Origin of the sequence: Streptomyces coacervatus (genome assembly GCF_029223485.1) — a bacterium.
GTDB lineage: Bacteria > Actinomycetota > Actinomycetes > Streptomycetales > Streptomycetaceae > Streptomyces > Streptomyces coacervatus.
Window position 1 is genome coordinate 98559 of sequence record NZ_JARHTP010000005.1, and the last position, 26866, is coordinate 125424.

Annotated in this window: 25 protein-coding genes, 1 tRNA gene and 1 pseudogene; 18 read left to right on the forward strand and 9 right to left on the reverse strand. The window is 70.8% G+C overall.

The window, feature by feature from the left end; genetic code table 11:
• Positions 1-269: 269 nt before the first annotated feature.
• Positions 270-1433, forward strand: a complete 1164-nt coding sequence (locus tag P2Q00_RS14095; RefSeq protein WP_275772813.1) for an SUKH-4 family immunity protein — start codon at positions 270-272, stop codon at positions 1431-1433.
• A gap of 55 nt (positions 1434-1488) precedes the next feature.
• Here the strand turns inward: P2Q00_RS14095 and P2Q00_RS14100 are convergent.
• Positions 1489-1560 (reverse strand) — tRNA-Cys (locus P2Q00_RS14100).
• Between the two features lie 471 nt (positions 1561-2031).
• Between P2Q00_RS14100 and P2Q00_RS14105 the strand changes: the two are divergent.
• The 7 genes and pseudogenes from P2Q00_RS14105 (at position 2032) to dapE (ending at position 9767) form a co-directional block, all read left to right on the forward strand.
• Positions 2032-3505, forward strand: a pseudogene (locus P2Q00_RS14105) (MFS transporter).
• Between the two features lie 49 nt (positions 3506-3554).
• Positions 3555-3752 (forward strand): hypothetical protein, encoded by a 198-nt coding sequence (locus P2Q00_RS14110; protein WP_124441851.1) that lies wholly within the window; start codon positions 3555-3557, stop codon positions 3750-3752.
• Positions 3752-4120 carry a type II toxin-antitoxin system death-on-curing family toxin gene (locus P2Q00_RS14115; protein ID WP_275772815.1) on the forward strand — a complete coding sequence of 123 codons (369 nt, stop codon included), beginning with the start codon at positions 3752-3754 and terminating at the stop codon, positions 4118-4120. Before P2Q00_RS14110 ends, P2Q00_RS14115 begins: the two co-directional genes overlap by 1 nt.
• A gap of 121 nt (positions 4121-4241) precedes the next feature.
• Positions 4242-6032, forward strand: a complete 1791-nt coding sequence (locus tag P2Q00_RS14120; protein ID WP_275772818.1) for a DEAD/DEAH box helicase — start codon at positions 4242-4244, stop codon at positions 6030-6032.
• Positions 6033-6360: 328 nt separating this feature from the next.
• Positions 6361-7002 carry an IclR family transcriptional regulator gene (locus P2Q00_RS14125; RefSeq protein WP_275772819.1) on the forward strand — a complete coding sequence of 214 codons (642 nt, stop codon included), beginning with the start codon at positions 6361-6363 and terminating at the stop codon, positions 7000-7002.
• 276 nt (positions 7003-7278) lie between these two features.
• On the forward strand, positions 7279-8709 hold the full coding sequence (locus P2Q00_RS14130) for an amino acid permease (RefSeq protein ID WP_275773166.1): 1431 nt from the start codon (positions 7279-7281) through the stop codon (positions 8707-8709).
• Positions 8706-9767, forward strand: a complete 1062-nt coding sequence (dapE, locus tag P2Q00_RS14135) for a succinyl-diaminopimelate desuccinylase (protein ID WP_275772821.1) — start codon at positions 8706-8708, stop codon at positions 9765-9767. Before P2Q00_RS14130 ends, dapE begins: the two co-directional genes overlap by 4 nt.
• Here dapE and P2Q00_RS14140 read toward each other — a convergent pair.
• Positions 9745-11304, reverse strand: a complete 1560-nt coding sequence (locus P2Q00_RS14140; RefSeq protein WP_275772824.1) for a PucR family transcriptional regulator — start codon at positions 11302-11304, stop codon at positions 9745-9747. The genes dapE and P2Q00_RS14140 overlap by 23 nt on opposite strands.
• A gap of 98 nt (positions 11305-11402) precedes the next feature.
• On the opposite strand from P2Q00_RS14140, the gene P2Q00_RS14145 reads away from it, so the two are divergent.
• From P2Q00_RS14145 to P2Q00_RS14155, 3 genes are read left to right on the forward strand one after another with little or no spacing between them, the layout of a single operon-like run.
• Positions 11403-12197, forward strand: a complete 795-nt coding sequence (locus P2Q00_RS14145) for a chorismate synthase (protein ID WP_275772826.1) — start codon at positions 11403-11405, stop codon at positions 12195-12197.
• Entirely contained in the window at positions 12194-13336 is a 1143-nt protein-coding gene (menC, locus tag P2Q00_RS14150; protein ID WP_275772827.1) for an o-succinylbenzoate synthase, read from the forward strand. The genes P2Q00_RS14145 and menC overlap by 4 nt, the downstream gene beginning before the upstream one ends.
• 9 nt (positions 13337-13345) lie before the next feature.
• Entirely contained in the window at positions 13346-14137 is a 792-nt protein-coding gene (locus P2Q00_RS14155) for a YlbL family protein (protein ID WP_275772828.1), read from the forward strand.
• Between the two features lie 12 nt (positions 14138-14149).
• On the opposite strand, the gene P2Q00_RS14160 is transcribed toward P2Q00_RS14155, so the two are convergent.
• The 5 genes from P2Q00_RS14160 to P2Q00_RS14180 are packed head-to-tail and all read right to left on the reverse strand — an operon-like array spanning position 14150 to position 18342.
• Positions 14150-15112 (reverse strand): glycine betaine ABC transporter substrate-binding protein, encoded by a 963-nt coding sequence (locus P2Q00_RS14160; protein WP_275773167.1) that lies wholly within the window; start codon positions 15110-15112, stop codon positions 14150-14152.
• An 8-nt stretch (positions 15113-15120) separates the two neighbouring features.
• Positions 15121-15966 (reverse strand): ABC transporter permease, encoded by an 846-nt coding sequence (locus tag P2Q00_RS14165; RefSeq protein ID WP_275772829.1) that lies wholly within the window; start codon positions 15964-15966, stop codon positions 15121-15123.
• Complete coding sequence (locus P2Q00_RS14170) at positions 15963-17198, reverse strand: betaine/proline/choline family ABC transporter ATP-binding protein (RefSeq protein WP_275772831.1); 1236 nt, start codon at positions 17196-17198, stop codon at positions 15963-15965. The genes P2Q00_RS14165 and P2Q00_RS14170 overlap by 4 nt, the downstream gene beginning before the upstream one ends.
• Entirely contained in the window at positions 17191-17838 is a 648-nt protein-coding gene (locus tag P2Q00_RS14175; RefSeq protein WP_275772832.1) for an ABC transporter permease, read from the reverse strand. Before P2Q00_RS14175 ends, P2Q00_RS14170 begins: the two co-directional genes overlap by 8 nt.
• Before the next feature lie 24 nt (positions 17839-17862).
• The gene (locus P2Q00_RS14180; protein WP_275772834.1) at positions 17863-18342 is read right to left on the reverse strand and encodes an Lrp/AsnC family transcriptional regulator; all 480 of its coding nucleotides are present in this window, start codon (positions 18340-18342) and stop codon (positions 17863-17865) included.
• A 127-nt stretch (positions 18343-18469) separates the two neighbouring features.
• Between P2Q00_RS14180 and hppD the strand changes: the two genes are divergently transcribed.
• The 5 genes from hppD (at position 18470) to nthA (ending at position 21754) form a co-directional block, all read left to right on the forward strand.
• Positions 18470-19615 (forward strand): 4-hydroxyphenylpyruvate dioxygenase, encoded by a 1146-nt coding sequence (hppD, locus tag P2Q00_RS14185; RefSeq protein ID WP_275772836.1) that lies wholly within the window; start codon positions 18470-18472, stop codon positions 19613-19615.
• Positions 19616-19724: 109 nt separating this feature from the next.
• A complete protein-coding gene (locus P2Q00_RS14190) occupies positions 19725-20588 on the forward strand; it encodes a phage baseplate protein (RefSeq protein WP_275772837.1) in 864 nt (287 codons plus the stop codon).
• Between the two features lie 27 nt (positions 20589-20615).
• On the forward strand, positions 20616-20897 hold the full coding sequence (locus P2Q00_RS14195) for an SH3-like domain-containing protein (RefSeq protein ID WP_275772838.1): 282 nt from the start codon (positions 20616-20618) through the stop codon (positions 20895-20897).
• Complete coding sequence (locus tag P2Q00_RS14200) at positions 20890-21183, forward strand: SH3-like domain-containing protein (RefSeq protein ID WP_275772839.1); 294 nt, start codon at positions 20890-20892, stop codon at positions 21181-21183. The genes P2Q00_RS14195 and P2Q00_RS14200 overlap by 8 nt, the downstream gene beginning before the upstream one ends.
• The gene (gene nthA, locus P2Q00_RS14205) at positions 21173-21754 is read left to right on the forward strand and encodes a nitrile hydratase subunit alpha (protein WP_275772841.1); all 582 of its coding nucleotides are present in this window, start codon (positions 21173-21175) and stop codon (positions 21752-21754) included. The genes P2Q00_RS14200 and nthA overlap by 11 nt, the downstream gene beginning before the upstream one ends.
• A gap of 1 nt (position 21755) precedes the next feature.
• Here the strand turns inward: nthA and P2Q00_RS14210 are convergent, their stop codons facing one another.
• Complete coding sequence (locus tag P2Q00_RS14210) at positions 21756-23195, reverse strand: tetratricopeptide repeat protein (protein WP_275772842.1); 1440 nt, start codon at positions 23193-23195, stop codon at positions 21756-21758.
• A 92-nt stretch (positions 23196-23287) separates the two neighbouring features.
• Here P2Q00_RS14210 and P2Q00_RS14215 point away from each other — a divergent pair, with 92 nt between their 5' ends.
• Positions 23288-24694, forward strand: coding sequence for an FAD-binding oxidoreductase (locus tag P2Q00_RS14215; protein WP_275772843.1), 1407 nt, complete (start codon positions 23288-23290; stop codon positions 24692-24694).
• Between the two features lie 19 nt (positions 24695-24713).
• On the opposite strand, the gene P2Q00_RS14220 is transcribed toward P2Q00_RS14215, so the two are convergent.
• Positions 24714-25127: an SsgA family sporulation/cell division regulator gene (locus tag P2Q00_RS14220; protein ID WP_275772844.1), complete on the reverse strand. Its 414-nt coding sequence runs from the start codon at positions 25125-25127 to the stop codon at positions 24714-24716.
• A gap of 241 nt (positions 25128-25368) precedes the next feature.
• Here P2Q00_RS14220 and P2Q00_RS14225 point away from each other — a divergent pair, with 241 nt between their 5' ends.
• Positions 25369-26829 carry an RDD family protein gene (locus tag P2Q00_RS14225; RefSeq protein ID WP_275772845.1) on the forward strand — a complete coding sequence of 487 codons (1461 nt, stop codon included), beginning with the start codon at positions 25369-25371 and terminating at the stop codon, positions 26827-26829.
• Positions 26830-26866: the final 37 nt, after the last annotated feature.

Consider the following 26866-nt stretch of genomic DNA (forward strand, 5'->3'; position numbering starts at 1 on the left):
CGGTCGAGGACCTGGACGGGCGCTGCGGGCTTCGACGCCCCGGCTCGGGCTGTGGCTGGACAACTCGGAGCTCACGGTGGGGGAGACGGTGGAGGCGATCCTCGTGGGGCGGGAACGGGGGAGGGTGCGCTGAGCGTCTTCCTGTTCCGGGGGCGTTGTCAGTGGCGCGGCGTAGTGTTCTGGACGTGGGGAACGGCTGCCGGTCTGTTGCGGCGGACGGCACATGGCGCCCTGCGCGGGGACTGCGGGCAGGAACATCCGGGGGAACAATGGGCACGACCGACATCGCCACGGCGACGATCACACTCACCGAGGACCAACTCGATCCGTACGTCACGCATGCGCCGACGCGGCGCCGGCTGACGGGTCCCGGACTGCCGGGCGACGGCGCCCTGTTGACGTTCGCTGCGCTGCGCACGGGCGGGCTGCACACGGTGGGGCAGGACCCGGAGGGCGACGACTCGGGCCTGACGGAGGAGCTGCGGGACCGGCTGGTGATAGGGGAGCTGCTCGCCCCGGCGGGCATGGCGGCGGAGTCGCTCCTCCTGGACGGCGGCACCGGCGAGATCAGCACCGCATACCTCTTCGATCTGCTGGAAGACCGCCCCCTGGCGCCCTCCCTGGAGGCGCTCGTGCGGTTCGCCACGGTCACCGAGGAACTGGCGGACCTACGGGGGCAGTTCGCGTCCTACGCGGGCCGCTACGGCACCAAGGCGGCGGCCGAGGCCTCCCGTCAGCTGCTGGCGCTGTTCGAGGAGGGCACGGACGGCAAGGTCCCGCCGTACTGGAAGGCGGCGGCCCTGATCCGCCCGCTGGCCCTGGCCACGGGCCCCGGCACGACGTCCGGCCTCACCCTGGGCGTCCCCGCCCGCCTCCTGGACGAGGAGTTCGGCCACGCCCGCGTGGCCCGCTTCGAGGACGTCGACTTCCCGGCCACGCTCACGCACGAGCCGACGCGCCGCTTTCTGCGCGAGACGGGCCTGCCGGAGAACACGGTGCTCTTCCAGCTCGACACGGACGTCCCCCTGCAGACCCTGTCCGAGTACGCCGCGGACGACCGCCCCGGCACGACGTCCCCCTTCGAACTCCCCGCCAGAGCCGACCACTTGATACGCCTGGGCCATCTGGTGGAGGACAACAGCCTGGTGGTGGACGGCGCGACGGGCGAGGTCCTGAACTGGAGCGAGCCCGAGGCAAGGCTGTACCCCCTGAACACGGACGTCTCCACCCTGGCCTTCACCCTCTGGCTGCACCACCGGGAGCGCTCGATCGACAAGTACCTCTCCCACGAACTGACGACCCGGGCCTACGACCAGCTGGCAGCGACAATGCTCCAGGTCCTGTCGAGGGTCGACCCGACCGCCGCCACCACCTCCGCCGACTGGCACTACTGGACGCAGGCGTTCCAGGACGAGGCGGGCGGGGTGCTGTGAACGACACACCTGTGGCCGACCACCCACCAGGTGATCGGCCACACGGCACTTCCAGAGGCCGTGGCGGGAATCGAACCCACGTACCTCGCTTTGCAGGCGAGTCCCTAAGCCACTCGGGCACACGGCCGGGTCGGGGTGGAGTGCTGGGCTCCGTTCCGAACTCGGTGACACGACCGTATGGCGGGGCGGGGAAGGGGCTCAAGGGAACCGCGGGGGCTGCAACGGGACTGCCATACGCCGTTCATGAAAGGGGGCTGACCGGCATGGGCATCCCATCCGTGAGGACACCGAGGCTGGAATTGAACCCACGTACCTCCCCGCGAGCGGAGCTCGCTGATGGATGCAGTGCAGGCGAGTCCCTGAGCCACTCGGGCACACGGTCGGGTCGGGGTGGAGTGCTGGGCTCCGTTCCGAACTCGGTGACACGACCGTGCGGCAGGGCGCAGGAGGGGCGCAGGGGCCGCGACGACTGCACCGGGACTGCCCCGTTCGCCGTTCATGAATGGGGTGCCGGGAGCGCGGCCTACGACCAAGGTCCCGGGGCAGGGGCTACTTCGGACAGGGGTCAAAGTGGGGTGTGCGCCTTACGCTGGCGGTCATGACCGTCCTTGAGCCGCGTGACGCCGCCGTTGCAGACGAAGCCGCAGGCGGAGCCGGTGAGGGGGTGCTGGGGCGGTCGTATCGGGCGCTCAGTGTCGGGATCGTGTCCGTTGTGCTGCTGATCGCCTTCGAGGCGACTGCCGTCGGGACGGCCATGCCGGTTGCGGCGCGGGAGCTGGACGGGGTCGCGTTGTACGCGTTCGCCTTCTCCGGGTACTTCACCACCAGTCTGTTCGGGATGGTGTTCGCCGGGCAGTGGTCGGACCGGCGGGGGCCGCTCGGGGCGTTGACGACGGGGATCGGCTGCTTCGCCGGAGGGCTGGTGCTGGCGGGTACCGCGGTCTCGATGTGGCTGTTCCTTCTCGGGCGGGCCGTGCAGGGGCTCGGTGGTGGGCTGGTGATCGTCGCCCTGTACGTCGTCGTCGGGCGGGCCTACCCGGAGCGGCTGCGGGCGGCGATCATGGCCGCCTTCGCGGCGTGCTGGGTCGTGCCGTCCGTGGTCGGGCCTCCCCCACTGCCTTAAGGGCGTGGGAGGTACCCCCAGCTGCGGGTGCCGTGACCGAACACCTCGGGTGGCGGTGGGTGTTCGTCGGGATTCCCGTGCTTGTCGTCTTTCCGCTCGCGCTTGCGCTGCCGCAGATACGGCGGCGGGCTTCCGGCCCGGTGGACGGCGCGTCGGGGGCTGCCTTCGACCGGCGGCGGATCCGGCTCGCCCTCGGCGTCTCGCTGGGCGCCGGGCTGCTCCAGTACGCGGCCCAGGACCTGAGGTGGATCTCCCTGGTTCCCGGCGCCGCGGGAGCCGTACTGCTGGTGCCGGCCGTGCTCGGGCTGCTGCCCCGCGGCACGTACCGGGCGGCGCGGGGGCTGCCGTCGGTCGTGCTGCTGCGCGGCATCGCGGCGGGGTCGTTCATCGCGGCCGAGTCGTTCATCCCGCTGATGCTGGTGACCGAACGGGGGCTGTCGCCGACCCTCGCCGGTTTCTCGCTCGCGGCCGGCGGTGGGACGTGGGCGCTGGCGTCCTGGGTGCAGTCCCGGCCGCGGCTGGAGCCGTACCGGGAACGGCTGATGACGCTGGGCATGCTCCTGGTCGCGGCCGCCATCGCCGTGGTGCCCAGTGTGCTGATCGACTCCGTGCCCGCCTGGACCGTGGCCGTCGCCTGGGGCTTCGGCTGCTTCGGCATGGGCCTGGTGATCTCCTCCACCAGCGTGCTCCTGCTCCGCCTCTCCGCCCCGGAGGAGGCCGGTGCCAATTCCGCCGCCCTGCAGATCTCCGACGGCCTGTCCGATGTGGTTCTGCTGGCAGCGGGCGGTGCGGCCTTCGCGGCGGCGGCACGGTGACACATGCGGCGGCCGAGGGATCCGGTTCGCATCCGGCGGCGTTCGCGGCGGTGTTCCTGCCGGTGGCGGGGGTGGCGTTGGTGGGGGCTTGGGTGAGTACGCGGTTGCGGGCGACCGCCAACGGGGTCTGCTGATGGATGCTGCTCGATGACACCGAGTGGTACCACGTAGTACCGTCGAAGCATGGCTGGATTGAACCTGCGGTTTACGGATGAAGAGCTCGACGCCCTGCGCGAGCGTGCGGCGGCAGAGGGGCGCAGCATGCAGGCCTTTGCGCACGACGCGGTGATCGCAGCCATAAACGAGCACTCGAGGCTGTTCAACGAGGCCGCCGAGCACGTACTGAAGGCGAGCGCCGAGCTGAACCGGAGGCTCGCCTGATGCACTACCTCACCCTGCCCGAGTTGTTGAACCTCGCGCAGCGGCTGGGGGCGGACGAGGTGCGTGACTACGGGCTGCTGGACTCGGCCCTGGCGCGTCCCCAGTCGAGTGTCTTCGGGCAGGACGCCTACCCGGACGTCTGGCAAAAGGCCGCCGCGCTGATGGAGTCCCTCGCCCGCAACCGTGCCCTCGTCGACGGCAACAAGCGCATCGCCTGGTACGCGACCTGGGTGTTCCTCCATATGAACGGGCATCCGCTGGACGCCGACTTCGACGTGGACGAGGCGGAGCGGTTCGTGCTGGATGTCTGCCAAGGCGCCCTGGACGTACCCAAGATCGCTGCCCAGCTGCCCCACTTCGCACGTTGATGTGACCTCGGTCCCACCCGTCGGCGACCTGGCCCCGTCCGCGCGTTGACACATCCGGGCCGCCGGTAGGGTGGCCCGGTTGTCATACCCAGCCGAGCCGCCCAACCACCCACCGGAGACCGTGACTACCACCGCCGCTTCCTCCCATCACCTCTCTCCCGCCTTCCCCGGCCGCGCCCCCTGGGGCACCGCCGGCAAGCTGCGTGCCTGGCAGCAGGGGGCGATGGAGAAGTATGTCCAGGAGCAGCCGCGTGACTTCCTCGCGGTCGCGACCCCCGGCGCGGGCAAGACGACCTTCGCCCTCACCCTCGCCTCCTGGCTGCTGCACCACCATGTCGTGCAGCAGGTGACCGTGGTCGCGCCGACCGAGCATCTGAAGAAGCAGTGGGCGGAAGCGGCGGCGCGTATAGGCATCAAACTCGACCCCGAGTACAGCGCGGGACCGCTCGGCAAGGACTACCAGGGCGTCGCGGTCACATATGCCGGTGTCGGCGTGCGGCCCATGCTGCACCGGAATCGGGTGGAGCAGCGCAAGACCCTCGTCATTCTTGATGAGATCCACCACGCCGGTGACTCCAAGTCATGGGGCGAGGCCTGCCTCGAAGCCTTCGAGCCGGCCACCCGGCGGCTGGCGCTCACCGGTACGCCGTTCCGCTCGGACACGAACCCCATCCCCTTCGTCACGTACGAGGAGGGGAACGACGGGATCCGGCGGTCCGCGGCCGACTACACCTACGGCTACGGGAACGCGCTGGCCGACCACGTCGTCCGGCCCGTCATCTTCCTCTCCTACAGCGGCAACATGCGGTGGCGTACGAAGGCCGGCGACGAGATCGCCGCGCGGCTCGGCGAGCCCATGACCAAGGATGCCGTCAGCCAGGCCTGGCGCACCGCCCTCGACCCGCGCGGCGAGTGGATGCCCAGCGTGCTGCGCGCCGCCGACCAGCGGCTGACCGAGGTCCGTAAGGGCATCCCGGACGCGGGCGCCCTGGTCATCGCCTCCGATCAGGACTCGGCGCGGGCCTACGCCAAGCTGATCCGTGAGATCACGGGCAGCAAGGCGACCCTTGTCCTCTCCGACGACACCGGCGCCTCGAAGCGGATCGACGACTTCAGCGAGAGCAACGACCGGTGGATGGTCGCGGTGCGGATGGTGTCCGAGGGAGTCGACGTCCCGAGGCTCGCGGTCGGGGTGTACGCCACCACCATCTCCACGCCTCTCTTCTTCGCGCAGGCCGTCGGCCGTTTTGTGCGTTCCCGGCGGCGCGGCGAGACCGCCTCCGTCTTCCTGCCCACCGTCCCCGACCTCCTCACCTTCGCCAACGAGATGGAGGTCGAGCGCGACCACGCCCTCGACAAGCCGAAGAAGGAGGGCGAGGAGGACCCGTACGCCGAATCCGAGAAGGAGATGGAGGAGGCGAACAAGGAGCAGGACGAGGACACCGGCGAGCAGGAGCAGTTCTCCTTCGAGGCGCTGGAGTCCGAGGCCGTCTTCGACCGCGTCCTCTACGACGGCGCCGAGTTCGGTATGCAGGCGCATCCGGGGAGTGAGGAGGAGCAGGACTACCTCGGGATTCCGGGGCTCCTCGAACCCGATCAGGTGCAGCTCCTCCTCCAGAAGCGGCAGGCGCGGCAGATCGCGCACAGCCGTAAGAAGCCGGACTCCGAGGCAGACCTGCTGGAGCTGCCGGCCGAGCGGCGGCCCGTCGTCTCGCACAAGGAGATGATGGAGCTGCGCAAGCAGCTCAACACCATGGTCAGCGCGTACGTCCATCAGAGCGGCAAGCCGCACGGGGTCATCCACACCGAGCTGCGCCGCCTGTGCGGCGGGCCGCCGAGCGCCGAGGCCACGGCGGGGCAGCTGCGGCAGCGGATCGCCAAGGTGCAGGAGTGGGCCACGCGGATGCGGTGACCTCCCGGCGCGCCTGGTCAGGGGCACAGCATGCTGCTGATGTCGGTTGTTGCGGGCTGTACGAATCGCGACATACGGATGTACTCCGTCCGTTCGAGTGCCCGGATTCTGGACGGAGCCTTCCGCTCAGCGAACTCCCTTCGCTACTGTCCGGCTACGCACACGCCCCGTGGCAGCGCCGCCGCGGAGCGCAGCCGTGAAGCGACGCGGCCCGGTACAGGCCGGGTCGCCGGCCGATCGGCGGCCTCTGTTGCGCGTCGCTGACGGGACTCGGTGACGCACCGCCGCTCGGAGGTCGCCGACCTCACCACTTGGAGGAGTGGGCGTCGTGACCGCGGAGACCTCTCAGACGCTCGACCGAGGACTGCGAGTCCTCAAGCTGCTGGCCGATACGGACCACGGGCTGACCGTCACCGAGCTTTCCAACAAACTGGGCGTGAACCGGACCGTGGTGTACCGGTTGCTTGCCACGCTGGAACAACATGCGCTCGTACGGCGAGACTTGGGCGGTCGCGCCCGGGTCGGGCTGGGGGTGCTCAGGCTGGGCCGGCAGGTGCATCCGCTGGTGCGGGAGGCCGCGTTGCCGGCGCTTCGGTCGCTGGCCGAGGACATAGGGGCGACCGCGCATCTCACGTTGGTCGACGGGGCTGACGCGTTGGCCGTCGCCGTTGTCGAGCCTACGTGGACGGACTATCACGTGGCGTATCGGGCCGGGTTCAGGCATCCGTTGGACCGGGGGGCCGCGGGCAAGGCGATTCTTGCTGCGCGGGCTCGGCCGGTGGGGGAGCCCGGGTACACGCTGACCCATGGGGAGTTGGAGGCGGGGGCCAGTGGGGCTGCGGCGCCGCTGCTCGGGGTCACCGGGGTTGAGGGCAGCGTGGGGGTTGTGATGCTGGCTGATGCGGTGCCTGAGCGGGTGGGGCCGCGGGTGGTCGATGCTGCGCGGGAGGTTGCTGAAGCCCTTCGTTGAGCTGTGCCCGGTGCTGCAGTGGGCGCGGGGGTGGGTTCGCTTGCCGGCGCTTGCCGGGTGCCGCCTGCGCCCACCCGTGCCGCCCCAGCGGCACGACTGCCCGCAGGCTAGGTTGGCCAATCCGCTAAATCGGCCCCGCCATCTCTGGCCGATCCGCCCACCGTCCCCCGCCCGCCCCTCCGCATCATCAAGGGCCATAACAAGCCCGTAGGCGGAGGGAACGGCACGGTGGAGACAGTCGGTACGCGGCCCCAGGCCCCACAACACGCAAGCCCCATCAGCAGATTCACCCGGCGGCAGGGTGTCGGCGCTGCCGTCGACGCCGCCGCCGGGAGTCCGCTCAGGCGGACCATGGGGGTCGGCCAGCTCACCCTGCTCAGTGTGGGGGCCACGCTCGGTACCGGGATCTTCGTGGTGCTCGGGCAGGCCGTTCCGGAGGCCGGGCCCGCGATCGTCGTATCGTTCGTGCTGGCCGGCGTGACCGCGCTGTTCTCGGCGCTGTCGTACGCCGAGCTGGCCGGCATGATCCCCGGCTCGGGGTCGTCGTACAGCTATGCCTACGCCACCCTCGGCGAGCTGGTCGCCTGGGTGTGCGGCTGGTGTCTGATCCTGGAGTACGGGGTGTCCGTCGCCGCCGTGGCCGTGGGGTGGGGGCAGTACGTCAACGAGCTGCTCGACCTCACCCTGGGCGTGACGCTGCCCGAGTCGCTGAGCGCCCCGCCCGGAGTCGGCGGCACCCTCAACATCCCGGCCGCCCTCATCGTCGTACTCGCGATGGTCGTGCTGCTGCGCGGTGCCCGGGAGAGCGCCGTCGCCAACACCGTCATGGTCGCCGTGAAGATCGCCGCGCTGGTGATGTTCTGCGCGGTCGCCTTCACCGCCTTCCGTGCCGGGAACTTCCAGCCGCTCTTCCCGCTCGGCGCCGCCGGGATGAGCGCGGGCGCGGCCTCGCTGTTCTTCTCCTACATCGGGTTCGACGCCGCCTCGACCGCCGGGGAGGAGGCCAAGAACCCCCAGCGGGACCTGCCCCGCGCGATCATCCTCTCCCTCGTCCTGGTCACCGCCCTCTACGTCCTCGTCGCGGTCGCCGCGCTCGGCGCCATGCCGTGGAAGAAGTTCGCGGGGACCGAGGCCACGCTGAGCCAGGTGCTCGTGCAGAGCGTCGGCGGCGGGAGCCTGTGGCCGATCCTGCTGTCCGTCGGTGCCGTCGTCGCGACCACCAGCGTCGTGCTCACCGTGCAGTACGGGCAGATCCGCATTCTCTTCGCCATGGCCCGGGACGGGCTGGTGCCGCCGCTGTTCGCCAAGGTGCATCCGCGGACGGGCGTGCCACGCGCGAACACGGTCATCGTCTCGTCCTTCATCGCCGTTCTCGCCGCCCTCGTCCCGCTGGGCAGTCTCGCCGACGCCACCAGCATCGGCACCCTCTTCGCCTTCATGCTGGTCAACCTGGCGGTCGTGCTGCTGCGCCGGCGCAGTCCCGGGGCTCCTCGCTCCTTCCGCGTCCCCTTCTCTCCCGTGACGCCTGTCCTGGGCGTCCTGTTCTGCGGCTACATGCTGTTCAGCCTCGGCGCCGACACCTGGATCGCGTTCGGCGGGTGGATGGTTGTCGGGCTCGTCGTCTACGGGTGCTACGGCGTCCGGCACTCCAAACTGAACGGGCAGCCGGATCAGCGGCCCAACCAGCAGCAGGAGTCGGTCTCGTGACCCTCGCCCTCGATCTCGCCTCCGACGTCGTCGCCCTCACCCGCGCCCTCGTCGACGTCCCCTCCGAGAGCGGCGCCGAAGCCCCGCTCGCGGACGCCGTGGAAGCCGCCCTGCGCGCCCTTCCCCACCTCACCGTCCACCGCATCGGCAACTCCGTCGTCGCCCGCACCGAGCTCGGCCGCCCCCAACGGGCCGTCCTCGCCGGGCACTTGGACACCGTCCCGGCCGCCGGGAACCTGCCCTCCGCGCTCCGCGACGACCGTGTGCACGGCCTCGGCGCCTGCGACATGAAGGGCGGTGTCGCCGTCGCCCTGCGCCTCGCGGCCGGCGTCCCGGCGCCCACCCGCGATCTCACCTACGTCTTCTACGAGTGCGAGGAGGTCGAGGGCGACCGCAACGGGCTGCACCGGATCGCCGCCCACCGCCCCGATCTGCTCGAAGACGCCGACCTCGCGATCCTCATGGAACCCTCCGACGCGGGCATCGAGGCCGGCTGCCAGGGCGTCCTCACCGCCGACATCGTCGTACGCGGCGAGCGGGCCCACACCGCCCGCTCCTGGAAGGGCGTCAACGCCGCGCACGTCGCCGCCCCCGTCCTGCAGCGCCTCCACGACCACACACCCGAGCGGGTCGTGATCGACGGACTGGAGTACCGGGAGGGGCTCAGCGCGGTCGCGGTGCGGGCGGGGGTGGCCGGGAACGTCGTCCCCGACGAGTGCGTGATCACCGTCAACTCCCGCTTCGCGCCCAGCCGTTCGGCCGAGGAGGCGGAGGCGTACATACGGAATCTCTTTCCCGAGTACGAGGTCCAGGTCACCGAGGTCGTGCCGGGTGCCCTTCCGGGGCTGGCGCGGCTCGGCGGTCTCGTCGCCGCCCTCGGTGCCACGCCCCGCCCCAAGCTCGGCTGGACGGACGTCGCCCGCTTCGCCGCCCTGGGCACGCCCGCCCTCAACTACGGCCCCGGAGACCCGACGCTCGCGCACACGGCGGGGGAGTACGTCCCGGTGGATCACCTGCGCACCTGCGAGGAGCACCTCAGGCGGTGGCTGAGCCCCTGAGCCCGGCCAGCGTCCTCAACTGCAGCCACAGCACCAGCCGTTCGTCGGGATCGTCGAGGTCGATCCCGACGTGCTGCTGTGCCTGCTTCAGGCGGTAGCGGCAGGTGTTGGGGTGGACGGCGAGCTGTTTCGCCGCGCCCGCCATGTCGCAGCCCGCGTCGAACCAGCTGACCAGGGTGCGCGCGTAGTCGGTGCCGTGCGCCTCGTCGTACGCCAGCACGCGCCGCCACGCCCCCGCGCTCAACTCCCGCCGCTCGCCCAGCACTTCCGTCAGCCGGAGCAGCGTCACCCGCGGGCGCACCTCGTCCACGGTCGCCACCGGCAGCTCCGGCCCGAGCACGCGCAGCACCAGTTCGGCGTCCTCCCGCGACCCCACGACCTCCGCCGCCCCCGCCACCACCTCGCCCAGCGCGGCCCGCACCGGCACCCGCAGCGCCTGCCCGGCCCGCGCCACGATGTCCTCGGCCAGCCGCTTGTGGCTGTGTTCATCTGTCCGCCGCCGGGGCGCCGGGAGGACCGCGTACACCACCCCGTCGACCAGTACGCACGCGTGCCGCCCGTAACGCGCCTCGCACTGCAGTCGTACGACGTCCAGCAGACGCAGGGCGGTCTGCTCGGCGTCCGGGAGGCTCGCCGCGTCGAGCACGAAGGCGGCCACCCGCACCGCGCCCTCAAGTCCCAAGCGCTCAAAGGTGGTTGACGGGTCAGCCGTGCCGTCGAGCAGTCGGCGCAACAGGTCGCTGTTCTGGTGGCGGGCCAGTTCCTGCGCCGCCCGGGCCCGCAGCAGGAGCAGGGCCGCCGTGGACGCGCCCTGCGTCAGGGTCTGCTCGGCGTCGGGCGCCAGTTTGCCGTCGTCGACCAGCCAGACCGAGCCGAGCGTCTCGCCGCCGGCCCGTACGGCGACCGCGAGGCGCGGCAGGTCGCCCTCGTGCAGCGGGGGCAGCCGGACGGGACCGCTCGCCGCGAACAGCACCCGGTACTGCTCGGTGTTGGCCGCGCTGACCGGCACCTGGAGGCCGAGAATGCCCTGCCGCCGGTCCTCGTCGACCGGCTGGCCGGGGACGGTGGAGTAGGCCAGGATCCGCTGGCGCGGGTCCTCCACGGCCGTCGCCCCGCCGGTCGCCGCCGCGACGGCGTCCGCCAGCGCGAACAGGTCGCCGAGGCCGCCGGCCGACGGTGCCGGCCGGGCCCCGATCGCCGAGGACAGCAGCAGATGCACATGGTGCCAGGCCGCGTCCTCGTCGACCGACAGCAGCGCGACACCGTGCGCCTCGGCCTCCCCGACCGGCCCGTCCGCGCCGCGTACGACGAGCCCGGTCATCCCGGCCTCCGCGGCAGCCCGGACCAGGGGACCGGCGGCCGCCGCCCGCACGCCCACGGCCAGCAGCAGCGCGCCCGGCGTATGCGGCATCGGGGCGTGGGCGTCGTACAGCAGCGCCTCGGTGACCGGGGCGGCGAGCCCGGCGGGCGCCGTGTGCAGACGCAGGGAGGGGCCGCCGATGACGTCCAGGAGGTCACCGAGGGTGCAGGGGTCCATGGAGCCTCCTCGCTGATTGGCCGATCTCGAAATGAACGTACGGTTCCGTTGTGCGGGCGCACAACCCGGCGCGGCCCCGCGGCCCCGAAACTCGAACCATGACCCTCGACCGCGCACCCGGAGTGAGTATCCGCACCATCCACGACGTCACCGGCCTCGCCGCCGTCAGCGACTACTTCAGCGACGTCTGGCAGACCCCGCGCAGCGCCCCGCCCTACCCGGCGGAGGTGCTGCACAGCCTCGTCCACGCGGGCGGTGCCGTGCACGCCGCGTACGACGGGAGCCGGCTCGCGGGAGCGGCGGTCGCGGTGTTCGGGCCGCACGGGGACACGTACTCCCTGGTCGCCGCCGCCGACCAGGGCCTCGGGTACACCGTGAAGCAGGCCCAGCGTGCCTGGGCCCTCGGCCTCGGCGCCCGCATCATGCGCTGGACCTTCGACCCGCTGGTCGGCCGCAACGCCCGCTTCAACCTGGCCAAGCTGGGCGGCACGGGCACCGAGTACCTCGTCGACTTCTACGGCCCCATGGCGGACGGCGTGAACGACGGCGACGAGAGCGACCGGCTGACGGTGACCTGGGATCTCACGGGCACATGGGATCCGACGGCGCCGGGACCGTCGTACGAGACAGACGGCCGTGAGGCCGCGCCCACCACGCACCTCGCCCCGGACGGCGATCCGCTGGCCCGCCGAGACCCGGCCGGCCGGCACGTCTGGTGCCGTGTACCGGACGACATCGTCAGGCTCCGCGCCGCCGATCCGGAGCTCGCCCTGCGCTGGCGGTATGCCGTCCGTGAGGTGTTCACGGAGGCCTTCGCGCGGGGATTCACGGCCACGGGGATGTCCCGCGACGGCTGGTACATGCTCTCCCGCTCTCCGGAGGCAGCCGAATGAAGCTCGAACGCGTAGAGATCGTCCACGTGGCGATCCCGCTGGTCACCCCGTTCCGTACCTCCTTCGGCACGATGACCACGAAGGACACCTTCCTGCTCCACGTCGTCACGGACGCGGCCGAGGGCTGGTCGGAGTTCGCCGCCGACCCCGAGCCGCTGTACTGCTCGGAGTTCGTGGCCGGCGCGGAGATCGTGCTGCGGGACTTCCTGCTGCCGCGCGTCGCCGCGCTTCCGCGCCTCACCGCGGCCGCCCTCGCCCCCGCCATGGCGAAGATCAAGGGCCATGAGCTGGCGAAGGCGGCACTGGAGACGGCGGTCCTGGACGCGGAGCTGCGTGCGCATGCCATGCCGCTCGCCACCTACCTGGGCGCGGTGCGCGACCGCGTCCCCGCGGGGGTGTCGGTCGGCATCAAGGAGTCCGTCCCGGAGCTGTTGGACGACGTCGAGCGCTACCTCGCCGAGGGCTACGTCCGCATCAAGCTGAAGATCGAGCCGGGCTGGGACGTGGAGCCGGTCCGGGCGGTCCGCGAGCGCTTCGGGGACGCCCTGCCGCTCCAGGTCGACGCCAATACGGCGTACACGCTCGCCGACGCCGAGCACCTGCGGCGCCTGGACTCCTTCGGGCTGCTGCTGATCGAGGAGCCGCTGGAGGAGAACAACCTGCACGCCCATGCCCAGCTCCAGCGGCGCATCGCGACCCCCGTCTGCCTCGACGAGTCCCTCCACAACGCCCGCGACACCGCCTCTGCGATCGCGATGGAGGCGTGCCGGGTGGTCAATGTGAAGCCCGCGCGCGTGGGCGGCTATCTGGAGGCCCGCCGTGTTCATGACGTGGCGCATGCGCACGGGGTGCCGGTGTGGTGCGGCGGCATGCTGGAGACGGGAATCGGCCGCGCCCCGAACCTCGCCCTGGCCGCCCTCCCGGGCTTCACCCTCCCCGGCGACACCTCGGCGTCCTCGCGCTACTTCGCGGAGGACATCACCGAGCCGTTCGTCCTGAAGGACGGCCACCTGCCCGTCCCCACCACCCCCGGGATCGGTGTCGAACCGCTGCCGGACGCACTGAGGCGCTTCACGCGGGAGCGGCGAGACCTGTACGTGAGCCGACCGGCACCTGGCCGGAAGTCACCGCCACGTTAGATTGATCCCGTGCTCTCTCGCCTCACACGCCCCCAGGCCCTCGCCATCTGCGCCGTGCCCGTCGTCGCGCTGATCGCCACCGCGGTCTTCGCGCCGCTGCCGTTCTCGCTGGCGCAGCCCGGTATGACGGCGAATGTGCTCGGGGACAACAAGGGCACCCCGGTGATCACGATCTCCGGGGCGAAGACCCGGGCGGCGAGTGGGCAGCTGCGGATGACGACGATCGTGGCGACCAACCCGGACACGCATGTCTCGCTCGGCGACGTGCTCTCCGCCTGGTTCGCCACGGACAAGGCCGTCATGCCGCACGACTCGGTCTATCCGAGCGGGCAGTCCACGAAGGAGATCGAGGCGCACAACAGCGCGCAGATGAAGCAGTCCCAGGACGCGGCGACCCGGGCCGCCCTGGACTATCTGCACCTCAGCGACAGGAAGGTCAAGGTCACACTGAAGCTCGCCGACGTGGGCGGCCCCAGCGCCGGCCTGCTCTTCACCCTCGGCATCATCGACAAGCTGGACGGGAACGGCAGCGGCGGCGACCTCACGGGCGGCCGCAACATCGCCGGTACGGGGACCATCGGCGACGACGGGACGGTCGGCGCAGTCGGCGGCGTGGCCCTCAAGACGCAGGCCGCACGCCGGGACGGGGCGACCGTCTTCCTGGTGCCGAAGGCCGAGTGCTCCGACGCCAAGTCCGAGCTGCCGAAGGGGCTGCGGCTGATCCCGGTGACCACGCTGAAGGGCGCGGTCAACGCCCTGACCGCCCTGGAGACGGGCAAGGGGTCCGTTCCCTCCTGCTGAACTCAGGGAAGATCAGCCGGACTTGACGAAGCCCTCCCGCTTCATCCAGTCCAACGCCACCTGATGCGGGTCCTGCCCGTCCACGTCCACCTTCGCGTTCAGCGTCCGCGCCACCGTGTTGTTCAGCCTCTGCGTGACCGGGTTCAGGACCTCCGCGATCGCCGGCCACTTCTTCAGGGCCTTGGAGTTGATCTCCGGTGCCACGTTGTAGTTGGGGAAGAACTTCTTGTCGTCCTCCATCACCACCAGGTTCATGGACTTGATGCGGCCGTCGGTGGTGAAGACCTCCCCGTAGGTGCAACTCCCCTTCTTCGCCTGGGTGTAGATGATCCCGGTGTCCATCTGTGTGATGTTCTTCGAAGGCGCGCTCATCCCGTACGCCTTCTCCATGCCCGGCAGCCCGTCCGCCCGGTTGGCGAACTCGCTCTCCACGCACAGGGTCACCGCACCCGGGTCCTGCTTCGCCAGGGCGGCCACGTCCGACAGCGTCTTCGTGCCGTATTTCTTGAAGTTCGCCTGGTTCATCGCCAGTGCGTAGGTGTTGTTGAGGGACGACGGCGGCAGCCAGGTCAGGCCGTTGTCGAGGTCCGCGTCGTGCACCCCCTGCCACTGCTTCTGCGGGTCGGGGATCGGCTCGCTGTTGCCCTGGTACGTGATCCAGGCGGTGCCCGTGTACTCGTACATGCCGTCCGCGTCACCGGACTTGACGGCTTCCCGCGCGCCGATGGAGCCCTGGATGCCCGTGCGGTCGAGCACATCCGCGCCGGCCGCCTGGAAGGCGATGCCCATGATCGCGCCGAGAATCAGCTGTTCGGTGAACGCCTTCGCGGTGACGGTCAGATGGGCGCCCGCGAGGGGTTCGCTCCGCCCGATGGAGGCGGGCTGCACGTCGTCGGCCATGGGCGAACCGCTCTGCAGGCCGCAGCCGGACGCGGACACCAGGACCGCGGCCGACAGCAGACACGCAGGACACATACGCCGTCTCACGTCCCCGCCTCCAACCCCCGTGGCCGCAGCAGGAGTTCGGCCAATGAGGCCAGCCAGTCCACCAGGAGCGCCAGGACCACCGTGAGGATCGAGCCCAGCATCAGCACCGGCATCCGCTGGTTGGTGATGCCGGCCGTGATCAGCACGCCCAGGCCGCCGCCTCCGCCGAAGGTCGCCAGGGTCGCCGTGCCGACGTCCAGGACCAGCGCGGTACGGACGCCCGCGAGGATCAGCGGGACGGCGAGCGGCAGCTCCACGCGCGACAGCACGCCCTGGGGCGACATGCCGATGCCGCGGGCCGCCTCCAGCAGGGTCGGGTCGTTGGCCTTCAGGCCGGCGATGGTGTTCGACAGCACCGGCAGGACGCCGTAGATGACGATGCCGATCAGGGCGGCCTTCGTGCCGGTGCCGAGCCAGATGACCAGCAGGGCGAGGAGGCCGATCGCCGGGGTCGCCTGGCCCATGTTGGCGATCGTCATCGCCACCGGGGTCGCCTTCCGGAATGCCTTGCGGGTCAGCAGGATGCCCAGCGGGATCGCGATGATCAGCACGAAGAACGTGGAGATCACGGTGAGTTGGATGTGCTGCCAGAGGGCCCTGGAGACCTGGCCGTCGGAGAGCGCGTTCTCGGAGATCGCGTCGAGGTCGGCCTGACTGAACCACAGCCAGGTCGCGAGCAGGACGGCGACGATCACGGAGGGCAGGAAGGTCAGTTTCTGCCAGGTGATGCGTGACTTCAGGGGGCTCGGCGGTGGCGGCGGGGCCGCGGCCTCCTGCGGAGCCTCCCGCTCTGCCGGTGCGGGGTGTTCCAGCTCGGGATCTTCCAGCTCCGGAGTGGTCATGCCTTCGTCACCCCTCCGGGGCCCTCCTGCTCGGCGTGCGTCCGGTCGGCCCGCAGCTCCTCCAGCTCGTGCCGGCCCTCCGTCGCCTCCAGCCGGTCGGCCTCCAGCAGCTCGTGCACGGAGTTCATCAGCGTCTCCATGTCGACGACGCCCTCGTACTCGCCGCGCCGCCCGGTCACCGCGACCCGCCCCGCGTTGTCGGTCAGCACGGCCTCCAGCGCGTCCCGGAGGGTCGCGTCCCTGGTCACCGTGTCGCTCACCAGGGTCCCCGCCCGCGCGAGCGAGCCCCGGGCGCGCATCAGGTCGCCGCGCCTGAGCCACTTGTAGGGGCGGCGGCGCCTGTCGAGCAGCAGGATCTCGTTGGTCCCGCTGCTCCGGAGCCCGTTGAAGATCTCCTGGACCGGGTCGTCGAGGGTGACCGTCGGGTAGTCGGTGATCTCGACGTCCCGTACGCGGGTGAGGTTCAGGCGTTTCAGCGCGGCGCCCGCGCCCACGAACCCGGACACGAAGTCGTCCGCCGGGTTGGTGAGGATCGCCTCCGGGGTGTCGAACTGCGCGATGTGCGAGCGTTCGCGCAGGACGACGATGCGGTCGCCGAGCTTGATCGCCTCGTCGAAGTCGTGCGTGACGAACACGATCGTCTTGTGCAGCTCGTGCTGGAGCCGGATCAGCTCGTCCTGCAGGTGGTCGCGGGTGATGGGGTCGACCGCGCCGAACGGCTCGTCCATCAGCAGTACGGGCGGATCGGCGGCCAACGCCCGTGCCACGCCCACGCGTTGCTGCTGGCCGCCGGACAGCTGGCGCGGGTAGCGGCCGTGGAACTCGGCCGGGTCCAGGCCGACGAGGTCGAGCAGTTCCTCGACCCGGGAGCCGATCCGTGCCTTGGGCCAGCCGATCATCCTCGGTACGAGGGAGATGTTCTGGGCGACCGTCATGTGCGGGAAGAGCCCGGCCGACTGGATCGCATAGCCCACCTTGCGGCGCAGCTTGACCGGATCGATGTCGGTCACGTCCTCACCGTTGATCCTGATGCGGCCACCGGTCGGCTCGATCAACCTGTTGATCATCTTGAGCGTTGTCGACTTACCGCATCCGGACGGCCCGACAAAGATGACGATCTCGCCCGCCTTGATCTCCATGTTGACGTTGTCGACGGAGGGGCCGGGGTTGCCCGGATACCGCTTGGTGAGGTTCTCCAACTCGATCGTCGCCCCATGCGTGGTCTCAGGCACGGATCCCCCTGGGAATGGTCAGCCGTCCGATCAGGACGTACGCGGCGTCGAACAGCAGCGCAAGGACGATGATCCCGAGCGTGCCCGCGAGGACCTGGTTGAGCGCGTTCTTGCTGCCCAGCGAGCCGAGGCCGCGGAAGATCTCGTTGCCGAGGCCCGGCCCGGAGGCGTACGCGGCGATCGCGGCGATACCCATCAGCATCTGTGTCGAGACCCGGATCCCGATCAGGATCGGCGGCCAGGCCAGCGGCAGCTCGACCCGCATCAGCCGCATCAGCCGGGACATCCCGATCCCCTTTGCCGCGTCCACCAGCGACGGGTCGACCCCGCGCAGCCCGACGATCGAGTTCCGCACGATCGGCAACAGGCCGTACAGCGTCAGCGCGATCACCGTGGGCGGCACGCCCAGGCCCACCATCGGGATGAGCAGACCGATCATGGCGAGCGAGGGAATGGTCAGAATGGTCGAGGTGGTCGTGGTCGCGAGGCTCCCCGCCCATTCGCTGCGATAGGTGACGATCCCGATCAGTACGCCGATCACGGTCGCCACGACCATGCACTGGAACACGGCGCTCGCGTGTTGGTATGCGTCGGTGAGCAGCTGCTGGTGCCGGGTGCTCAGGTACTCCCAGAAGCTCATACGTGCTCACCCCCGCCCCGAGGGCTAGGTCGGCTCGGCGTCCTTTGCCGCCTGCTCCACCAGCGGGATGATCCGCAGCGGAACGGGGTTCTCCATCACGATCGCGGTGGCGGCCCGGACAATGCCATCAAAACCGACAACCAGGTCGATGACCCGCTGGAGATCGGCGTTGGAGCGGGCCACCAGCCGGCACAGCATGTCCCCGTTGCCGGTGGTGGTGTGCAGCTCCAGCACCTCGGGCACGGTCGCCAAGTGCGCCCGGACGTCGGCCCCTTGGCCCTGCCGGATCTGGAGCGTGGCGAAGGCGGTGACGGGGTAGCCGAGGGCGGCCGGATCCACCTGCGGCCCGAATCCGCGGATGACGCCATTCGACTGAAGCCGGTCCAGCCGCGCCTGCACCGTCCCGCGCGCCACCCCGAGCCGCCGGGACATCTCCAGCACTCCGATCCGCGGCTCCCGTGCCAGCAGCACGATGATCCGGCCGTCCAGCTGATCGATCGCCACAGCAGCCTCCCTGGTCGGTGGTCATCCTGTACAGAAAGCCCGCTCGCACGGGCCTCTCGCTGAGCAGATTGCCCAGTGAAAACACAAACTATTGCGCACCTTGCCGATGCAGGGACAGGCTGCCGTTATGACGCAGACCACACACCACACTCCCGACACCGCCCGGCAGGCCGACCCCTTCCCGGTCAAGGGAATGGACGCGGTCGTCTTCGCCGTGGGCAACGCCAAGCAGGCGGCGCACTACTACTCCACCGCCTTCGGCATGCGGCTCGTGGCCTACTCCGGACCGGAGAACGGCAGCCGCGAGACCGCGAGCTATGTGCTGGAGAACGGCTCGGCACGCTTCGTCTTCACCTCCGTCATCAAGGCGGCCACCGCCTGGGGCCACTTCCTCGCCCGGCATGTGGCCGAGCACGGCGACGGCGTGATCGACCTCGCCATCGAGGTCCCGGACGCCCGCGCCGCGTACGCCCACGCCCTGGAGCACGGCGCCCGCTCGGTCGCGGAGCCGTACGAGCTGAAGGACGAGCACGGCACGGTGGTCCTCGCCGCGATCGCCACCTACGGCGAGACCCGCCACACCCTGGTCGACCGCTCCGGCTACGACGGCCCGTACCTGCCCGGCTTCGTCACCGCCGCCCCCATGGTCGAACCGCCCGCCCACCGCACCTTCCAGGCCATCGACCACTGCGTGGGCAACGTCGAGCTCGGCCGTATGAACGAGTGGGTCGGCTTCTACAACCGGGTCATGGGCTTCACGAACATGAAGGAGTTCGTGGGCGACGACATCGCCACCGAGTACAGCGCCCTGATGTCGAAGGTCGTCGCCGACGGCACGCTCAAGGTCAAGTTCCCGATCAACGAGCCCGCCGTCGCCAAGAAGAAGTCCCAGATCGACGAGTACCTGGAGTTCTACGGCGGCGCGGGCGTCCAGCACATCGCGCTCAACACCAACGACATCGTGCAGACGGTACGGACGATGCGGGCGGCCGGAGTGCAGTTCCTCAACACTCCGGACTCGTACTACGACACCCTCGGCGAGTGGGTCGGCGACACCCGCGTCCCCGTCGAGACCCTGCGCGAGCTGAAGATCCTCGCCGACCGCGACGAGGACGGCTATCTGCTGCAGATCTTCACCAAGCCGGTCCAGGACCGCCCGACCGTCTTCTTCGAGATCATCGAGCGGCACGGCTCGATGGGCTTCGGCAAGGGCAACTTCAAGGCGCTGTTCGAGGCCATCGAGCGGGAGCAGGAGAAGCGCGGCAACCTCTGAGGCCTGTGCGACGCCTGTGAATTGGTAGAACGTGCAACCAAATAACAACGGTTGACGCTCTCATGTCCTGTGGGTGCCAAGGGGGCATCCACAGGACTCGGGGGAGAGCGTGACCACTCCGATAGACCTCGCCGTACCGTCCGACCGCTGGCTGTGGCAGAAGGCCACGCTGAAGGAGTCGACGGTGCTGCAGTCGTTCGCCTTCGACGAGGCGAACAAGCACCTGTACGTCCTTCAGGTCACCGCGACCGGCCACGCGGCCGGCGACCTGTGCCTCAACCAGCTGGACTACAACGGCAACCGGCTGGGCCACATGTATCTGAAGGGCTTCGGCCACGGCGTCAGCATGGGCATCCAGCGCGACGCCAAGGACGGCTCCACCTGGATCTGGACCGAGGCCGACGCCGTGAACGGTTTCGGGCAGGGCGTCACCCGCTTCCACTTCGCGAACGGCGCCACGCGCACCGCCGCGGACGTGAAGATCCGCAAACCGATAGCGGACTCCACCAACAACCAGCCGTCGGTCTGCATGGCGTCCAGGCGCATCGCCGTCCGCTACCGCGACAAGGCCAACAAGCCCCGCTATCGCATCTGGGACCTCGACGCCTTCACGGCCCGCGACTACGACAACCCGATCGCGGACATCGCCCAGGTGGGCGCCCACCCGGACCCCAAGATCCCCTTCCAGGGCTATGCCCTGCACCGAGACACCGTCTACCAGCTCGCGGGCACGGCCTACAACACCACGACCAACCCGTTCGCCAAGAAGGGCAACGCGTACGCCTCCAGCCTCTCCATCACCACCGGAAAGCTGCTCCAGCAGCAGCGCACCGAGGCCGGGTACACGCTCGCGTACCGCGAGCCGGAGGGCGTCGCCGTGCGCGGCACAGCGGATCCGAAGGTGTACCTCGGCTTCGCCTCGGGGGAGCACGCGGCACGCCGCTTCTCGATCTTCGTGAAGGACGGCGAGTAGCCGCAGGGGGAGTCGTAGGCTGGCCGCATGGCCAGGATCAACGACGTGGGCGGTACGGAGGGCTTCGGCGCCGTCGACATCACCGACGACGCCGAGCCCTTCCACGCGGACTGGGAGGCCCGGGTCCTCGGGCTCCTCAACGCCCTGCGCGCGCAAGGGATCTTCAACACGAACGAGTTCCGGGACGCGATCGAGTCGATGCCGCCCAGGGAGTACCTGTCGGCGTCGTACTACGAGCGCTGGTTCGAGGCGATCTGCGTCCTGCTGGAGCGCAAGGGCGTGATCGAGCCGGGTGAGCTCGATGGCTGACGCCGACCGCTTCCCGCCGGGCACGGCCGTCCGCACCTTCCACCACGACCCGCCGCACCACACCCGCCTGCCGCGGTACGCACGCGGGAAGCGGGGCATCGTGGTCGAGCCGGAGGGGCGGGCGGAACTGGCCGACGTCAGCGCGCAGGGCCGCGGGGACGCGCCGGTCGAGCAGGTGTACGCGGTCCGGTTCGCGGCCCGTGACCTGTGGGGCGAGGGCGACCACCACGTCGTACTGGACCTGTGGGAAAGCTACTTGGAAGAGGACCGTGCTGATGAGCGGTGACCACTCCGACGCGACGATCGCGCAGCGGGTACGACGCCTGGAGACCCTGCTGGAGGAGAAGGGCGTCCTCTCGGGCGCCCGGCTGGACGAGATCATCGACGCATCCCTGAGCGGGGCGTCGCCCGCGAACGGCGCGAGGGTCGTCGCACATGCCTGGACCGACGCCGGGTTCAGGGCGCGGCTGCTGGCGGACGGCACCGCGGCCGTCCGCGAACTCGGCTACATGGAGGGCTCCTACCAGCGCCTGCGGGTCGTCGAGAACACGGCGGCGACCCACAACGTCATCGTCTGCACCCTCTGCTCCTGCTACCCGCTCCGCCTCCTCGGCCCGTCCCCCAGCTGGTACAAGTCGGAGGCCTACCGCTCCCGCGTGGTCCGCGAACCGCGCGCCGTACTCGCCGAGTTCGGCCTCGAACTGCCGCCGGCCACGGAGATCACCGTGTGGGACTCCAGCGCCGAGACCCGCTACATGGTGCTGCCACGCAGGCCGGAGGGGACGGAGGGGCTGGCAGAGGAGCAACTGGCGGCGCTGGTCACCCGCAATGCGCTGATCGGTACCGCGTCGGTCTGACTCAACTCTCGTCCTCCGGCGGCTCTTTGCTCTCCTGGGGCGTGGGCACCGGCTCGTCCGGCGGTTCGCCCAACGCCGCCAACGCCTGCTTCGCCAGCGGCACCCTGAGCGGCGAGAAGTACGGATTGATCCGCAAGGCCTCCTGCAGATGCCGCCGCGCAGGCCCGGCCAGCTCCAGGTCCCGCTCGATCATGCCCCGGTGGTACGAGAACAGCGCACTGCGCACGGCACCCCCGTGCGCCCTGTCCGTCGCCACCATGGCGAACTTCAGCGCCCCCTTGTCGTCCCCGGCCATGTGCAGCGCCCACCCCAGCGCATCGGCCACCTCGGTCCCCGGCTGCCGCTGCCACTCGGCGCGCAGCCGGCGCACGGCCTCCCGCGGATCCCCGTGGTCCGCCTCGAAGGCGCCGAGCACCAGGTCGTCGTCCACGCCGCCCGCGGCCTCGTCCGCCACCCGGGTCCCCAGCACGTCGTACTCCGCCCGCGCGGCCTCCGCCATTCCCAGTGACTCGTACAACTCGCCCAGTTCCAGGGCGTATTGGGGGCACGGCTGCCGGTCGAGCGCCACCCGGTACGCGCTCAGCGCCTCCGTCGTCCGGCCCAGTGCCGCCAGCGTCCGGCCCTGCCCGGCCTGCGCGGCCCGCTGGTCCGGGTCGAGACGCACCGCCGCCTGGAAGCGACGGAGCGCCTCCTCCAGATCACCGCGCTCGAAGGCCAGCTGCCCGGCCCGCTCCAGCCACGCCGCCTGCTCGACCGGCGTGCCCGCTGCCGCCGCCGCGTCGTACAGGGCGGCCGCCGCGTCCTCGCGCCAGCCCCGGTCGCGGTAGACGGCCGCCGCTCGCGCCCGCACGACGGCCGCCCCGGAGTGCAGTTCGAGCAGCCGGTCCAGCGTCTTCTTGGCCGCCTTGTAGTCGCCGAGCCCGGTGTAGGCGTCGATCAGCAGCGGATACGTCGTCCACCGCTTCGGCCCGAGCTTCAGCGCCGCCCGGCCCCAGGTCCGCGCCGCCCGGAAGTCCCGGCGGGCGTCGGCCAGCGCCGCCATGCCGTCCAGCGCCGCCGTGTTCCCCTTCGCCTGCACCGTCAGCGAGGTCCGCAGCGCCTTCTCGGCCCGCGGATAGTTCGTCGCGTCCGCCGTGCGCCGCCCCTGCTCGACGTAGGCCGTGCCGAGCACCGCCCAGGACTGCGCGTCCTCGGGGTGCGCCCGCACCCGGGCCTCGCGCACGGTGATCAGCATCGCCAGGTCGGGCAGCGCGGCCGGCACCCCCGCTGTGACCGCGCTCAGCGCCTGCGCTCCCGGCGCCGGCGCGACCGGCCGGGGCGCCTCCGTCCGCTCCCAGGGCCACAGCGCCAGCGCCCCGCCGAGCACGGCACACCCCGCGACGGCGGCGATCAGCACCCGCCGGCCCAGACGCGGACGGCGGCCCTCCGCTTGCTTCTCCATGGCGATCACTGTGCGTCAATACGACGAGCACATCCCGGCTTACGTCCAGTGCCGTAGACGGGGTTCACACCGATGGCCCCGGGTGCGAGGCTGTGATCATGAGCCGTATCGAAGCCCCCCGCGACGAAGCGACCGGAAACCTCGTCGACCGGCTCCTGGCCGGTCTGCCCGCCGAGGCCGTCCTGACCGACCCGGACGTCACGGCCTCCTACGCCAACGACATGGCCAGCTTCTGCCCGGCCGGCGCCCCCGCGGTGGTCGTGCTGCCGCGCAAGGTCGAAGAAGTCCAGCACGTCATGCGCATCGCCACCGAACTGCGCGTCCCGGTCGTCCCGCAGGGCGCCCGCACGGGCCTGTCGGGCGGCGCCAACGCCTCCGACGGCTGCATCGTGCTGTCCCTGACGAAGATGGACCGCATCCTGGAGATCAACCCTGTCGACCGCATCGCCGTGGTCGAGCCGGGCGTCATCAATGCGACGCTCTCCCGCGCGGTCGGCGAACACGGCCTGTACTACCCGCCGGACCCGTCCAGCTGGGAGATGTGCACGATCGGCGGCAACATCGGGACGGCCTCGGGCGGTCTGTGCTGTGTGAAGTACGGAGTCACGGCCGAGTACGTGCTCGGCCTGGAAGTGGTGCTGGCGGACGGGCGGCTCATGTCCACCGGCCGCCGTACGGCGAAGGGCGTCGCCGGTTACGACCTCACCCGCCTCTTCGTCGGCTCCGAGGGCTCACTCGGCATCGTCGTAAGGGCGATCCTGGCCCTCAGGCCGCAGCCGCCGCAGCAGCTCGTGCTGGCCGCCGAGTTCGCGTCCGCGGCCGCCGCCTGCGACGCGGTGTGCCGGATCATGGAGGGCGGCCATGTGCCCTCGCTCCTCGAACTCATGGACCGTACGACGGTGAAGGCGGTCAACGACCTGGCGCACATGGGCCTCCCGGAGACCACGGAGGCCCTGCTCCTGGCCGCCTTCGACACCCCGGACCCGGCCTTGGACCTCGCGGCCGTCGGTGCGCTGTGCGAGGCGGCGGGCGCCACCCAGGTCGTCCCGGCCGACGACTTCGCCGAGTCCGAACTCCTGCTCCAGGCAAGGCGGTTGTCCCTCACCGCGCTCGAAGCGGTGCGGGGCGTCACGATGATCGACGATGTGTGCGTGCCCCGCTCCCGGCTCGCCGAGATGCTCGAAGGCACCGAGCGGATCGCCGAGAAGTACCAGCTCACCATCGGGGTCGTCGCGCACGCCGGCGACGGCAACACCCATCCGACGGTCTGCTTCGACGCCGCCGACCCGGACGAGTCCCGGCGCGCCCGCGAGTCCTTCGACGAGATCATGGCCCTCGGCCTGGAACTCGGCGGCACGATCACCGGCGAGCACGGTGTGGGTGTCCTGAAGAAGGAGTGGCTGGCGCGCGAGATCGGCCCGGTGGGGGTGGAGATGCAGCGTGGGGTGAAGCAGGTCTTCGATCCGCTGGGCATCCTGAATCCGGGCAAGCTGTTCTGATCCCCTGGCGGGGTACGGCTCACTGGGCGAGCAGCTGGTCGAGCGCGTCGTCGATCCCCAGCTGCCCGCCCTCAGTCCCCGGGGGCACCACCCGCAAGGTCCGCTCCAGCCAGGCCGAGACCTGGGCGGCCGGCGCCTCCAGCAGGGCGTCACCGTCGGGTGAACTCAGCGCCATCAGAACGACGCTGCGGCCCTCCGACTTGGTCGGCCACACCCGTACGTCCCCGTGCCCGCAGGCCCGGAACACGCCCTCCACCAGGAGGTCGCGGGAGAACGTCCAGTACACGGGGTTCTCGGAGTTGATGTGGAAGGTGACATGGACGGCATACGGGTCGTCGGTGCGGTAGCTCAGCCGGGCCGGGACCGGAATGCTGCGCTCCGGGGACAGGATGAGCTTGAGCTCCAGTTCGCGCTCCACCACGGTGTAGTGCATGTCGTGTGGTTCCTCTCTCGGGCAGGTGTACGGGGCCCTGCGGGTGGGCCCGTACACGTGGAGAGCGGAGGGGGACGCGACCATTACGCGGGTTCGGAGAATTTTTTTCCGAACGTGTGAGGACGGTGCACGGCGTTGCCCGGAAAGGGTGGGACTGGCGGGACTGTCGGTGGGGGTTGCGCCGGTCTGATAGATGTGGAGGCCCGCATATTCACCCCCGAGCAGATACGGGACGACGGACATGAGCGCCCCAACCCCGGCCCCCGGTGACAACAGGCCCCGCGAAGGCTATTACCCGGACCCGTCCATTCCCGGATATGTCCGGTACTGGAACGGTGCGTCCTGGGTGCCGGGCACCAGCCGTCCGGCACCGACGGACGGAGAGTCGCTCGATCCGCCGCCCGGCAGCGCCCCGGCTTCGGTCGAGGAGACGGGACCGCACTTCTTCGACGAGGACCCCGAGCCGCAGCCGGCCGAGGGCCGGCACGGCAGTCGGCCCGAACCCGCGGCCGCCTGGGGCGCCGACAGCTCCCGGCAGTCCGGCTTCGGCGGCGACCAGGACCGCCGTGTCTCCTGGGGCAACCCGCAGTCCGCGGACCCGCGCGTCGCCGCCGACACCCACTCCCAGCCGGACGGCCATGCGTCCCGCACGGACGGCACGGCGACCATCCCGCCGACGGACGCAGACGCGGACGACCCGGCCTCCGGCGGCACCTTCGTCTTCCGCCGGGCGACGGCGCAGCCCGGCGGGACGGAGCCCCCGGCCGGCGGCGCCTCCGGCATCCCCAGCCCCGCCGGCCCCGCTGCCGACGAGGGCACCATGACGTTCCGTGCGCTGTCCCAGCGCACGGGTCGGCAGGGCGGGGCGCAGGACGGCTCCACGGGGGCGCCCGGCTTCGGCGCGGGCAAGGCGGCCGCCGACCGCGCCGCCGCGGCGCAAGGGCAGCCCCCCGCCGCCACTCCCGCCCCGGCGGCCCCTTCGAGCCCCCAGCAGTCCAACCCGACGATCCCTCCGCAGGGCGGCGGCGCCCGGCCCCCGGCCGGCCAGTCACCCGCCCCCGCCCCCGTCGCCACCCCCATGACCAGTGGCCCCGGCGGCGGTCAGCACTCCTGGGCGCAGCAGGTGCACCGGCTCGCGGGCGCCGACGAGGACCAGCCCGTCGCCCCCTGGAAGCCGCCGGTCGAGGACATCTTCCAGGCGGCCGCCATGCGGCAGGCGGCGGCCCGCCCCGCAGGCCTCGGCAAGCGGCTGGCCGCCCGGCTGCTGGACACCGTCGTCCTCGCGGGCGTCACCGCCGTGGCCGCCGTACCGCTGGGCGCCAAGGCGGTCGACCACGTCAACGAGAAGATCGACGAGGCCAAGCTCTCCGGCCGGACCGTGACCGTCTGGCTGCTGGACGGCACGACCTCCGTCTACCTGGGCATCATCCTGGGCGTACTGCTCCTCTTCGGCGTCCTCTACGAGGTGCTGCCCACCGCCAAGTGGGGCCGCACCCTCGGCAAGAAGCTGCTGGGTCTCGAGGTGCGGGACATCGAAGGGCACGAGCCGCCGACCTTCGGCGGGGCGCTGCGCCGCTGGCTCGTGTACAGCGTGCCCGGGCTGCTCGGCATCGGTGTCCTGGGTGTCGTGTGGTGCGTGTTCGACCGCCCGTGGCACCAGTGCTGGCACGACAAGGCCGCGGGTACGTTCGTCACGGGCTGACCGCATACGACGTATGCACCAGCTGAATCCGTACTCC